This window comes from Hydrogenophaga sp. (genome assembly GCF_018780385.1).
In the GTDB taxonomy this organism is placed as follows: domain Bacteria; phylum Pseudomonadota; class Gammaproteobacteria; order Burkholderiales; family Burkholderiaceae_C; genus Hydrogenophaga.
Genome location: NZ_JADMJO010000057.1, coordinates 1 through 11,579 on the forward strand (window position 1 = coordinate 1; position 11,579 = coordinate 11,579).

General features: G+C 62.5%; 18 protein-coding genes and 1 pseudogene. 3 read left to right on the forward strand and 16 right to left on the reverse strand.

What is annotated here, in order from left to right:
• The first annotated feature begins 218 nt into the window (after positions 1-218).
• Positions 219-503, forward strand: coding sequence for a CopK family periplasmic copper-binding protein (locus IV113_RS17665; RefSeq protein WP_291087597.1), 285 nt, complete (start codon positions 219-221; stop codon positions 501-503).
• Between the two features lie 73 nt (positions 504-576).
• Entirely contained in the window at positions 577-1,350 is a 774-nt protein-coding gene (locus IV113_RS17670) for a putative sulfate/molybdate transporter (RefSeq protein ID WP_291087600.1), read from the forward strand.
• Positions 1,351-1,357: 7 nt separating this feature from the next.
• On the opposite strand, the gene IV113_RS17675 is transcribed toward IV113_RS17670, so the two are convergent.
• Positions 1,358-1,915 carry an aspartate carbamoyltransferase gene (locus IV113_RS17675; RefSeq protein WP_291087604.1) on the reverse strand — a complete coding sequence of 186 codons (558 nt, stop codon included), beginning with the start codon at positions 1,913-1,915 and terminating at the stop codon, positions 1,358-1,360.
• Positions 1,916-2,073: 158 nt separating this feature from the next.
• Between IV113_RS17675 and IV113_RS17680 the strand changes: the two genes are divergently transcribed.
• Positions 2,074-2,643, forward strand: coding sequence for a Crp/Fnr family transcriptional regulator (locus IV113_RS17680; RefSeq protein WP_291087606.1), 570 nt, complete (start codon positions 2,074-2,076; stop codon positions 2,641-2,643).
• 123 nt (positions 2,644-2,766) lie between these two features.
• Here the strand turns inward: IV113_RS17680 and IV113_RS17685 are convergent, their stop codons facing one another.
• From IV113_RS17685 to IV113_RS17755, 15 genes and pseudogenes are all read right to left on the reverse strand, one after another.
• Complete coding sequence (locus tag IV113_RS17685) at positions 2,767-3,099, reverse strand: hypothetical protein (protein WP_291087609.1); 333 nt, start codon at positions 3,097-3,099, stop codon at positions 2,767-2,769.
• Between the two features lie 12 nt (positions 3,100-3,111).
• Positions 3,112-3,570, reverse strand: a complete 459-nt coding sequence (locus tag IV113_RS17690; RefSeq protein ID WP_291087611.1) for a rhodanese-like domain-containing protein — start codon at positions 3,568-3,570, stop codon at positions 3,112-3,114.
• Between the two features lie 27 nt (positions 3,571-3,597).
• Positions 3,598-4,875 (reverse strand): MFS transporter, encoded by a 1,278-nt coding sequence (locus IV113_RS17695; RefSeq protein ID WP_291087614.1) that lies wholly within the window; start codon positions 4,873-4,875, stop codon positions 3,598-3,600.
• A 7-nt stretch (positions 4,876-4,882) separates the two neighbouring features.
• Entirely contained in the window at positions 4,883-5,632 is a 750-nt protein-coding gene (locus IV113_RS17700; protein WP_291087617.1) for an MBL fold metallo-hydrolase, read from the reverse strand.
• 14 nt (positions 5,633-5,646) lie between these two features.
• On the reverse strand, positions 5,647-5,997 hold the full coding sequence (locus tag IV113_RS17705; protein ID WP_291087620.1) for a DsrE family protein: 351 nt from the start codon (positions 5,995-5,997) through the stop codon (positions 5,647-5,649).
• A 12-nt stretch (positions 5,998-6,009) separates the two neighbouring features.
• Positions 6,010-6,663 carry a metalloregulator ArsR/SmtB family transcription factor gene (locus IV113_RS17710; RefSeq protein ID WP_291087623.1) on the reverse strand — a complete coding sequence of 218 codons (654 nt, stop codon included), beginning with the start codon at positions 6,661-6,663 and terminating at the stop codon, positions 6,010-6,012.
• Positions 6,664-6,719: 56 nt separating this feature from the next.
• Positions 6,720-7,286 (reverse strand): annotated as a pseudogene (locus tag IV113_RS17715) (thioredoxin domain-containing protein).
• A gap of 98 nt (positions 7,287-7,384) precedes the next feature.
• On the reverse strand, positions 7,385-7,708 hold the full coding sequence (locus IV113_RS17720) for a YnfA family protein (RefSeq protein WP_069047366.1): 324 nt from the start codon (positions 7,706-7,708) through the stop codon (positions 7,385-7,387).
• Positions 7,709-7,724: 16 nt separating this feature from the next.
• A complete protein-coding gene (locus tag IV113_RS17725; protein ID WP_291087628.1) occupies positions 7,725-8,357 on the reverse strand; it encodes an SCO family protein in 633 nt (210 codons plus the stop codon).
• The gene (locus IV113_RS17730) at positions 8,354-9,010 is read right to left on the reverse strand and encodes a thioredoxin domain-containing protein (RefSeq protein ID WP_291087631.1); all 657 of its coding nucleotides are present in this window, start codon (positions 9,008-9,010) and stop codon (positions 8,354-8,356) included. Before IV113_RS17730 ends, IV113_RS17725 begins: the two co-directional genes overlap by 4 nt.
• Entirely contained in the window at positions 9,007-9,423 is a 417-nt protein-coding gene (locus IV113_RS17735; RefSeq protein WP_069047369.1) for a disulfide bond formation protein B, read from the reverse strand. Before IV113_RS17735 ends, IV113_RS17730 begins: the two co-directional genes overlap by 4 nt.
• Entirely contained in the window at positions 9,420-9,998 is a 579-nt protein-coding gene (gene lspA, locus IV113_RS17740; protein ID WP_291087634.1) for a signal peptidase II, read from the reverse strand. The genes IV113_RS17735 and lspA overlap by 4 nt, the downstream gene beginning before the upstream one ends.
• Positions 9,999-10,038: 40 nt before the next feature.
• On the reverse strand, positions 10,039-10,413 hold the full coding sequence (locus IV113_RS17745; RefSeq protein WP_291087637.1) for a hypothetical protein: 375 nt from the start codon (positions 10,411-10,413) through the stop codon (positions 10,039-10,041).
• Positions 10,414-10,422: 9 nt separating this feature from the next.
• Complete coding sequence (locus IV113_RS17750) at positions 10,423-10,809, reverse strand: DUF3703 domain-containing protein (RefSeq protein WP_291087639.1); 387 nt, start codon at positions 10,807-10,809, stop codon at positions 10,423-10,425.
• Positions 10,793-11,341: a cation transporter gene (locus tag IV113_RS17755; RefSeq protein ID WP_363318638.1), complete on the reverse strand. Its 549-nt coding sequence runs from the start codon at positions 11,339-11,341 to the stop codon at positions 10,793-10,795. Before IV113_RS17755 ends, IV113_RS17750 begins: the two co-directional genes overlap by 17 nt.
• Positions 11,342-11,579: the final 238 nt, after the last annotated feature.

Sequence of the window (11,579 nt, forward strand, 5' to 3'; positions counted from 1 at the left end):
GGTGACTGCTGCGTGTTCTGCAGTTACGGAACGGTGCCATGTCCACCGATTCAAGTAGGAGACCAATCGGGTTGCGAGAGGGCCTGCTGACTTTGCGCTGACCAAGATGTAATGCATTCGCAAGCTGCCGGTCATGGGCATCTCACTACATTGAACTTGTACCTCGTACCGCATTGATTCAGTCGAACAATGTGATTTGTTCTTGAAGGAGACACCCCATGATTCGCAAGCTCAGCATCCTCGTCCTCTCATTGGCAGCATTGGCCCCGGCATTCGCGATGGACGCAGCCAGGTCCGAGGCCAAGCAGGTCATCGCACTGCAGAACGGTGAGACGCTCTACGTCTTCAAGGACGGGTTGATGGCGAAAGAAGGCAGGTTCGGAAGTGTGGTTCACCTCAGCAAAGGTGAAGTTGTTCAATCTGCTGATGGAAAAAGCATCGCGACGATGGGCAACGAAGTCGCGCGTTTGAGTTCCCTGTTGAACAAGGGACACGGCAACTGACGCCTGACGGAGGCTGAAAGAAGTTGATGTCCAGACGCGGCCGTGATGGGCCTGCGGGGCCATCACGGCCGGTTTGCGGCGTATCGAAGGCGATCTGGTACTGGGCGCGTTCTCGGTGGCGCTGGCGCTTGTGTTGCTGGGCCGTGGTGACTGGCTCACCATGCCCGTGCTCATGCCCGTGCTCATGCCCGTGCTCATGCCCGTGCTCATGGCCGTGGGTTGGGCCGTGGGCAGCTGGCGCCAACCCGAGCTGCTGCATGCGCTGGTAGACACACCCTGGGCGATGCACCAGCCCGAGCCACAGTGGCCCTCCTTCAACCAAGGTGGCGTCTGGCTCGCCGGCATCGGTCTGGCCGCGGCGCAGATACCGCTGACCTTCGGCAACGCCATCCTCGGCATCGTGGCCGAAACCCTCCGCCTCTTCCCCGGCGTGCCCCTGGACGAAAACCGCGCCGCACGCGGCACCGGCCTCATGAACCTGCTGGCCGGTGGCCTGGGCGCGCCACCCATGTGCTTTGGTGCGGGCGGCATGGCCGCGCAAGTGGCCTGTGGCGCCCGCACCGGCCGCGCGCCCATCCTTCTGGGCAGCGTGCTGCTGCTCGCCGGCCTGTTCGTCAGCGGTCAGCTCACCGCCCTGCTGAGCCTGCTGCCCACCGGCACCCTGGGCGCCATGCTCTTCGTGGCGGGCTTCTCACTCACCATCGGCACCGCCGGCAGCTCGCGCGACAAGGAAGCCCGCGCCGTGCTGCTCACCACCGCCGCCGAGTCGGTGTGGAACGCGGGGGTGGGTGTGGTGGTGGGCGTGGTGCTGGAGGCGTGGTTGAGGTCGAAGCTGCTGCGGATCTGAGTCCGCTTCAGGGTTTCTTCGTGTCGCCATGCCCAGCATGGCCCGCCATGGCGTCCTTGCCGTGGTCGGTCAACTGGGCATCAAACCACTGATGCAGCGCCGACGCGAGGGAGCCGTTGCCCGTGGCGTAGCTCAGCTCGGCGCCCTTGTCGATGTCTTTGTATGTGATGACGATCTGACCTGGGCGGGCGGCCTTCAGTTCGGCCAGACCGGGCATGTCCTGCCCGTGAATGCGTGTCGGCCCTGAGAAGTCGCCCTTGAGAAACTGGTCGCGAATCTCCTGCAGGTGCAGACGCGTGAGCCTCACCTGCTCAGCGTCGCGGACGTCCTTGACCACCACCTGTTGAACACCGCCTTGCGCCGTCTTGGTGAAGATGTGCGTGGTCGCGGCCAGGCTGAAAGGCATGACGTCCTTGCCACGTTGCGCCACCTCCGCCTGTCGCTGTCCGAGCGCCATGGTGGCCATGCGGGCGCCGTGGTCCATTCGGGAGTGATCCATGGCCCGGGCGTTGACGCCGCCGACGCAGGTCAGAAGCACGAGCGACGCGGTGGTGGTTTTGAGCATGTGAGGTTTCCGGATTGAACGTGTGTCGATGAGGGCGATTGTCGGAATGAGGCGACAGACCACATATGATTTAAATCACACGGACCCACATTCATATGCCCCCTCCATTGACGTTACCCGACACGCTTCGAAAGTTGCTACCAGCCAGCCTCACGACCGTGTCGTCCCAAGTTGAACTGCACAAGGGAGATCGTCTTTTCCTGCAGCGTCAGCGTCCCAAGCATATGTACTTTGTGGTGGTTGGCGAGATCGTGCTGGAGCGCACTGGCGAGCAGGGACATGCCCTGGTGCTTCAGCGGGTTCGCCAGGGGTTTCTGGCCGAGGCCAGCCTGCAATCGGTGAGCTACCACTGCGACGCAGTGGTGACCGCACCGGGCCAAGCGATTGAGCTGCCCATAGAGCCGCTCCGGGTCGAGTTGGCGGCTGACTCTGACTTCGCCTTGCGTTGGATCGGTATGCTCAACGCTGAGGTTCGCCGCCTGCGTGCGCAGTGCGAGCGCATGTCGCTCAAGGGTGTGAATGAGCGGCTGCTGCACATGATCGAGACAGAAGGCGTGGATGGCCGTCTTCGCACCGCGTCCGGTCTCAAGTCTCTGGCCACCGAACTGGCAGTGAGCCACGAGGCGCTCTACAGGGCACTGGCGGGACTTGAGAAGGCGGGCGTGATCTTCCGCGAACCAGGCTGTATCGCGCTGCCACGCAGCACACGGCATTCACCACCGGAGTGATGCCGGCCTCACCTGGGTAACGGTTATTTGCCCTTGATGCTTTGCTTCAGCGCCTCGAAAGTGCCGTTGACGGCAGGGGCCATCAGCAAGCCCGACTTGTCCTGCTTCGTTACTCCCTCGACCTCAAACCGGTCGGCCAGCTCGGTGTATGAAATACATGCCATTGAGCTTGCCGCCACTCTGGGCAATGTTCTCGCCGCCGAACCAGACGATCGGTGCCTTGGTGCCAACTGGCATGAAAGACACCGGGTAGATGAGGATGGGCACCTTGTAGGTGTTGGCAAGTTCGGCAGCAACCTGGATGTTGTTGTTGCAGCGCAGGCCAGGTGGATCGTTGCTGACCAGGGTCAGCACTTTCCGGCCGTCGATCTCCAAAGGCCCGGGGGCGGTCTGAGCCCAGGAGAGCGCACTGGTGTTCACCAGAGCGATCATCAATGCGAATGTACGGATATTCATGATACAAAAACCTCAGCTCTTTTTTGCGGCACGTGCCTGGGCGTTCATGCCGCCAGCGGCCTTCCATTCGTCATAGCCACCGTGCAGCAGGCGCACGTTCTCATAGCCGTCCATCCGCAGCGCCATGGCAACCTGGCCCGCGAACGAGCTCGTGTTGCAGTAGACAAGGATGGTCTTGTCCTTGGGCAGTTTGGAGCGCTGCGCGAACACCTGGCGCCATTCGATGTTCATGGCACCCGGAATGTGGTCCTTGGCGAACTGCCCCGCATCGCGCACGTCGAGCACGAGCAATTTCTTGTAGTCCTCGGCAGCCAGCTGCTCGGCCAGGATGGTGCCGCTGTTGGAGTCCGCAAAATCGAAGTACCCCTCCAATGCGTTGATGGTGGCTTTGTCGGCCTCGGCGTGTACCGCCAACGGCAGGCAGGTAGCAGCCGCAAGTGCCAGGGTCAAGGTGAGTCGGCGCGTGTTCATGGTTGTCTCCAGAGTGGTTGTGGGAAATCAGGTCGCGGGATTGAGCCGGGGGTGGGTCTCTTCCCCCCAGCGGAACAGGATGCCGCCGGATACCAGCATGGCCACGGCAACGAACCAGAATGCGCTCTCGATGCGGCCGCCCAGCGCGGCGGCGGCGCCCAGCCCAAGGGCACCGATGCCATAGCCCAAGTCGCGCCAGAAGCGGTAGATGCCGATGGCGGATGCGCGCCAGTTGGGGTGGGAGATGTCGGCGACGGCAGCGCTCAGATTCGGGTAGAGCATGGCCATGCCCAAGCCGGCGATGGCGGCAGATGCACTCCACCATAAAGAGCCGGAGCCCAACGGCATCAAGGCCACGCCTGCGCCACAGATCCACATGCCCCACGAATTCAGAAGGTGCCGCCCCACACGGTCGGAAAGCCGACCGGTGAAGAACTGCGCCGCACCCCAGGTGAAGCCGTAGACGCCGACGATCCAGCCGATGCCTGGCAAGCTCACGCCCTGCTGGTGCAGGTAGACCGGCCAGAACGCCCACACCAAGGCGTCGACAAACTTTTCAACCAGCCCGGCCTGGCAGATCGCCGCCAGGCGACGGTCGCGCCAGGTCATCAAGGCAAACATCTCCGCCGTCGAAGGTTTGTCGCTGAACGTCCTGGGGTATCGAGGCCTGAGCACTGGGGCGCCAGAACCAGCGTGGCGTTTCACCTCGTCGCGTGCCCAGGGCAGGGTCTCGGCGATGGAGAGCCAGGACAGCGCGGAGGCGAGCCCGATCACGACCACGCCGAACCACAGCAGTCCCTCCCGCGGGCCGAGCATGGACGCGAGGTAACCCGTGATGACACCAGCGATGGCTACGCCCACGTAGCCCGAGAATTCGTTCAACCCGATGACCAGACCGCGCTGGTCGGCACGGGTGATGTCGAGTTTGGCCGTCTGCGTCATTGACCAGGTGAGACCCTGGTTGATGCCCAGCAGCACGGTGGCGAAGACCACCCAAGCCCAGCTGGTTGCGAAATAGATGAGCAACGGGATGGGCAAGGCGACCAGCCAGCCAAGCAGCAATACCCGCTTTCGCCCCATTTCCTCGGCCAGGCGTCCTGCCACGAAGTTCATCGTTCCCTTGACGAACCCAAAAGCAACGACGAAGGCCGCGAGCAGCATGAACGAGCCGCGTGGCACGCCGAATTCGGACTCCGCCAGCGCTGGCACGACGTTGCGCATCATTCCGATGGTCATCCCCACGAGCAGCACCTGCAACAGCTGTTGCAGAAACTGACCCAGATTGGCGCGGATGCCGAACTGCATGGCCGATTCAGGCAATGGCGGGCGCCACGCCGCGCAGGTTGACCTCGACGATGCGCGCCATGTCCGCTGGTTGGGGCGGTATTTCAGCGGTCAGCGCGGTGACAAAGTCATCCCGCGACATCGACAACATCGGGTTGAAGCGCTTCTCAAAACCGATGGTGGACGTCGGTTTGCCGGACAGCCCGGCGCCGCAGGCGCTTCCGGCCTGGTGGCCTGGATAGATTTCCAGCTCGGGCGGCAGCGACAGAAGGCGCGACTGCAACGAGTCGTACAGCTGCTCGGCCATCTCGCGTTCCTGTCCTGCCAGGTCGGGGCGGCCGACGGCACCGACGAACAAGGTATCGCCGGTGATGACGAACCAGGGCTCGTCACCTCGGCGCAGGTCCCGCACCGCCAGGCAGACGCTGTCCGGGGTGTGCCCTGGCGTGTGGATGACGTCGACCACGACGTTGCCAGCATCCAGGCGCTGCCCATCGCGCAGTGGGGAGAAGTCAAAGCCCACGCGTCCGATGTTGCTCTCGTGGAGGTGGTACGCCGCCCCGACGCGGCGCGCGAGCTCGCGCCCACCCGAGTAGTGGTCGGCGTGCACATGGGTGTCGATGACGTGGACGATGGGTGCGCCTGCTCTTTGCGCCTCCTCGATGAACCAATCCTCGTCGCCGGCGACGACGTCAACTGCGACGGCCTTCTGCAAGCCGGCACAACCGAAGAGATAGGAAAGTGTGGCATTGGCGGCCGGACGCTGGCGAAAGAACATGATCGTCTCCTGAGTTAGAACACCAAGGCCTTGTCGGACCAGGCTGTCCATTGGGTGAGTTCGTCAAGCGTGCTTCGATGTGCGCCCGCAATGAGGTCTTCCGCAGCGATGCCGCGTGCATCCATGCAAGTGCCGCAGACGCCGATGACGCCGCCGTGCTTCACCACGGCGCCCAGCATCACTTCGAGGTTGTAAAAGCCAGAAGGCACCTTCTGCTTGTTGTGTGCTGCTGCGGCTGCATCACCGATGAGGAAGACCTTCACCTCGTGGTCATCCTGCACGGCCAAGGCACCCGCCAGTCGGGCTCCGTTGTAGGTGCGCTCACTGCCGTAGGGCGCATCGTTCAGGATCAGCAATGTCTTCATGGAATCCTCTGCTCAGCCGGTCACCGGAAGTCCACGCGCGCGCCACTCAGCCACCCCGTCGGTGAGGTGAAAAGCCTGGTACCCCTTCTTGCGCAGCAACTCGACGGCATCCTTGGCCATCAAGCAGAACGGTCCGCGGCAATAGGCCACCACCGGGACGTCCTTGGGTAGCTCCGCGATGCGCTTCTTCAGTTCATCGACGGGGAGCGAGCGAGCGTGAGGCAGGTGAGCCACGGCGTACTCGTCTTCAGGCCGCACATCGAGGACCAGCACTTCACCCGCCGCGGCGCGACGCAAGATGTCCGCGCGGCTGACGCCCTGCAAGTCTTCCCCGTGCTCGACGATGGAGGCAAGCGCCATCTGCAGTTCCACCAGGCGCTCCTCGGCCTCCGAGCGCAAGTGGACCCAGAGGTCGGCCACGCTGGTGCTGGCCAACCGGTAGACCACGTACTTACCTTCCTTGCGGGTGTCCACCAGGCGCGCCAGGCGCAATTCCTTGAGATGCGCACTGGCGAGCTTGACACCGATATCGGCCTGCATGGCCAACGTCTCGACGGACTTCTCACCCTGGCAAAGCAGCTCAATGAGTTCCAACCGCTTGGGACTGGCGACCGCCTTGCCAATGCGGGCGACTTGCTCATAAAGATGGTTCTTGATTTCCCTCATGGATACATTCTAACGATTGTTTGAATGTTTCACAAATCACGGCTTGTAGCTTCATGTCAGCGCGACGGAAGCTTCCGGACATGCTCCACCTCCCTCTTGACCACGTCGTGAAGTGCCTCTGGATCGGTCGAAGACAGCGGCTTTCCATTCACGAAGAAGGTTGGGGTAGCCCGAATACCGATCGCCTTCAGGTCCGAGACGTCCTGCGCCATCCACATATCCACCGACCCCGGGGCAAAGTGCTGGCGTGCTCATGCAACGTCGAGACCGACAGACTGCGCAACTGCCCAAGCCCGATCGATGGCTCTTGCGCCCTGCCCTGTCCACGCGCGCTGGCCATCCAGCAAAGCCTCGAGCACGGGTTCGAACTTGCCCTGCGCACGCGCCGCCTCAAGAATCTTCACCGCGTCCACAGAAGACTCCCGGTGAAATGGCGTGTACCGAATCACCAAACGTGTCTCTCGTGGAAACGCCGCCAGGATCTGCTTCACCTTGGGATGAAAAGCCTTGCAGGCTTCGCACGCCAGATCGAAGAACTCCACAATGGTGACCGGTACATCCACAGCACCCATGACGGGCGAGTGCGGCCGGAGCATCGCACCGGTTTGATCTGAGGCCGACATTGCTGCAACTTGAAGGGTGTGTCGCTGATAGGGAAAGACAGCGGCAGCAAACGCCGCGAAGGCGGCCAACGCCTAGAGATAAACAATGAAGCGGCGGTTCATGTTCGAGGCTGGAACGCGATGATCGCCATGCCCGCCAATGTCACGGCCACACCTGCCACATCCCAGCTGCTCGGGCGCACGCCGTCCACCGACCACAGCCACCCCAGCGCCACGGCCACATAGACCCCGCCGTAGGCCGCATACACACGCCCCGACGGCGCGGCGTGCAGGGTGAGCAACCAAGCGAAGGTGGCCAGGCTCACGGCGGCGGCGGGCAACAGCCACCAGCCTGAGCCTTGGCCGCGCAGCCACAGCAGTGGGAGGTAACAACCGACGATCTCGGCGATGGCAGTGACGAGATAGAGCAGCAGTGTTTTCATGGTGGTAAAGGGTTGTTCAACCTGCCATGGATCTCAACAGCGTGAGGATGTCTTCGGCAATCACACCGGGCTCCGTGCCATAGCTGGAGAACAGGCGCACCCGACCTTCGGTGTCAAACACATACTTGCCCGCCGAGTGGTCCATCGTGTACGAAGTCGGTGTGCTGCCTTCGGCCTTGCGGTAATAGATCTTGAAGCTGTCCGCCACGGCCTTGAGCTCAGACAGGTCAGGACGCAACGCCAGAAACGTAGGATCGAAGTTGGTCATGTACTCCTTGAGCAGCGGAAGTGTGTCTCGCTCTGGGTCCACGGTGATGAACAGCACCTGCAGTTGCTTGCCCTGATCGCCCATGAGGCGCTTGACCTCGGCCAGGGTGGTCATCGAGGTCGGGCACACATCGGGGCACTGCGTGAAGCCGAAGAACACCACCACCGCTTTGCCACGGAAATCCGCCATGGTGCGCACCAGCCCGGTGTGGTAGGTCAGTTTCAGGTTCTGTGCAAAGGCAGCCCCTGTGATGTCGGTACTTTTGAAAGTGGGCGCCTGGGGCGAACAGCCAGCAAGGAGACCACCTGCCGCGAGCCACGATGCGCTCAACGCCAGCACCTTGCGTCGGTTGAATGGACGTGCGGGAGCCATCTCTTTCATTTCTTCGCCTTGGCCACTTCTTCAGCCACAAGGGCAGCCAACTGGTCAGGCCCGAAACTCGGCAGGCTGCGGCCGTTGACAAAGAAGGTGGGCGTTTTGGTGACCTGCAGCGCGGTGAGGTCTTCGATGTCCTGCTGCAACAAGGACTGCATGCCGGGTTTCTCGATGTCCTGGCGCGCTTTCACGAGGTCCAGCCCGGCTTGCTCAGCCACCTTGAACGCGGTCTCGATGTTGGGCCGACCATGATCCGCCCAGGCGGGCTGCGCGGCCAGCACAGCCTCAAGAACCGGTTGGTACTTGCCCTGGCTCTTGGCGGACTCCAGCAGCTTGACCACCTGGTCTGAGCCCTGGTGGAAAGGTGCATACCGGATCACCAGTCGGACGTCGTTGGGGTATTGCGCCATCAGGTTCTTCACGATGGGATAGAACGCACGACAGGTCTCACAGGCTGGGTCAAAGAACTCGACGATGGTGACCGGGGCACTTTGGGCACCAAACACCGGCGAGTGCATCCGCACCAGGCGGGTCTGCTCGGCCTTGACCTGCACTTCCTGGGCAGTCTGCACGCGCTCTTGGTACGCGTTCATGCCCAGGTAGAAGAACAGGGCAACGATGGCCACCAGGCCAATGACGGTGAATTTTTTGGCGCTCATGAACGGGTCTTTCTCAGGTAAACAAAAAGCAGGATGACGATGGCGATGAAGGCTGCGAGCGACAACCAGGGGATCTGAATGCCGCCCAGAATCTCCAGACTTTGTTCGCTGCATGAGGGGCCGGTGCCACAGGGCACCCACCACTTCGGCACCCGGCCGGCGATGAGTGCTGAGTGGTAGCCGGCCATGACTGCGCCACCTGCTGCCAACGGCAGTGCATAGACCGCTCCACGACGGTCTTCGGCAAATGCGGCCATACCCAGGATGAGCGCCAGCGGGAACATGAAGATCCTCTGGTACCAGCACAGCAGACAGGGCGTCATGCCCATGACTTCACCGATGAAGAGCGCGCCAAGCGTGGCGACCATGGCGATGCCCCATGCGGACATGATCCAGAACCAACCGTGCTTCATGAAGGCTGCTCCTCAGGCGCCTTTCGGGGCGATTGGCGCGGTGACCATTTCAGTGATGCGAAGCACCAGACCAGCATGGAGCACACGATGAAAACGTCTGCTAGGTTAAAGGCCGGCCAGTGGATGCTGCGCCAGTGCAAGTCGAGGAAATCCACCACGGCGCCGATCTGGATGCGGTCCACCAGGTTGCCACCTCCCCCGCCCACAACAAAAGCACCCACCCACCGATCCAGCGGTTCGGCCTGCCGGGCAAGGCACACCACAGAGACAACACCCACCACCAGCGCTGTCACGCCGATAAAAAACCAGCGCTGCCAACCACCCGCATCGGCCAGCAACGAGAAGGCCGCACCCGTGTTGAGCACATGCACGAAGTTGAACCACTCGGTCACCTTGATGGCTTCACCGAGTGCAAGGGTGGATGAGAAGTACGATTTGCTGAGTTGATCAACAAACAAAAGAACCGCGACGGCAACCAGCCACGTCCATCGCGGGTTTCGCTGGGTCCAGCGAACTTTCATGAGAGGGTCCTTCCAAAACGATCCGGAATGGCCACCGTGTGCGACGGCGGCCACTTGAAGCCAGGGGATCGGGGAAGAGGTGCCTGTCAGCGCTTCAGGCGGACAGATTCAGCCCCGAACGTTTCGGGGCAGACCATTGAGGACGGTAGGGTCGCTCGTGCCAGGGCGGCAAGATCAGTTCGACGAGGTGTTCGACCCGCTCAATGCCCGCAGGGTCGGCCATGGTCGCTGCAGTCGCCGTCACAGCGGCAGCGCAGTTGGCGTGGCAGGTTCTGCAGTCAAGATCAAACCCCTGTCCTTTGGCGGTCAGATCGTCTGTTTCCTGAACCGGCAACAGATGCATGGGCTGATGGTGCTGGGCTTGGAGTCCTTGGGCCACCGCACCGTGGCCGCAGCACTCGGTCGCCGCAGCTGCAGAAAACTGAAGCGGCAGCAGCGTAAGCATCAGCAGGATCAGGAAAACACGCATGGATGGATTTTATGCGGCGGGCGTTTCACCAGTGCGAGCCTGGGCGATCAAGTCGGCCAAGTCCGGGCGCACCGGAAGCGGCTCGAAGGCGCTCACGGTGGATCGACCCGGGTTGCCCAGCGGCAAGCGTCCGCTCAAATGGCCCAAGGGAACCAAGGCCAAACGCAGCACCTGGCCTGCAGCCTCAGACCTTTCGCGCGTGCGCCAGGCCAGTCCCAGCATGTGCGCGTGCGTCTGCAAGTCGGGCTTGATGTGGAGCTGCCGCACCACATGCGCTGCCTCCGGGTACAACCAGGCTTGTTCAATGGAACTTGCCTCTTTCGCTTCGTGCATCAATCGGGCATGGGTCGTCTCGTCGAACCGGCGAGCGGATGGTAGGTCAGTGAACGTGGCCATGGTGGTCCTTTGCGCTGTCATCACCGAGCTCTCCCCGTGCCTGCCGCATCACCGTCCAGCCGCCGTGCAGGGCCAGCGAGGCCATCAGGCTGGCCACCACCAGGTCGGGCCAAGCCGAGCCGGTGCCGAACACACCGAGCGCGGCCATGAACACCGCCACGTTGCCGATGGCGTCGTTGCGCGAGCACAGCCACACGCTGCGCATGTTGGCGTCGTCCTCGCGAAACGCGTAGAGCATCCAGGCCACGGCCACGTTGGCCGACAGCGCCAGCAGCGCCACCGCGCCCATGGTCACGGCCTGCGGCACACCGCCGTGCCACACCGCCCACAACGCCGCGCCCAGCACATAAAGGCCAAAGCCCATCATGCTCACGGCCTTGAGCATCGCCGCACGCGCGCGCAAGGCCAGCGCCGAAGCCAGCACGGCGAGTGACACCGCGTAGTTGAGCGCGTCGCCCGCAAAGTCCACCGTGTCGGCCAGCAGCGAGAGCGAACCGGCCTGCACCTCGGCGCCGATCTCGATCAGAAACATGGCGGCGTTGACGATCAGGGCGATCCACAGGATCTGCGGTAGCGCGGCAGGTTGAAGAGGGTCTCGGCTTTGGGGGTGTCGTGGTCACAGCAATGGACAGACATGGTTTTCCTTTCGATGCCTGCATTGGAAACCCTGGAGCCGCTACAGTGTCAACCACTGCTGTCCAGGAGGTTACGGGCGAAGCAGGTCAGAAGTCCTGCCCCGATTAAGAGGGAGGTTGCCATGCGCAAATGGA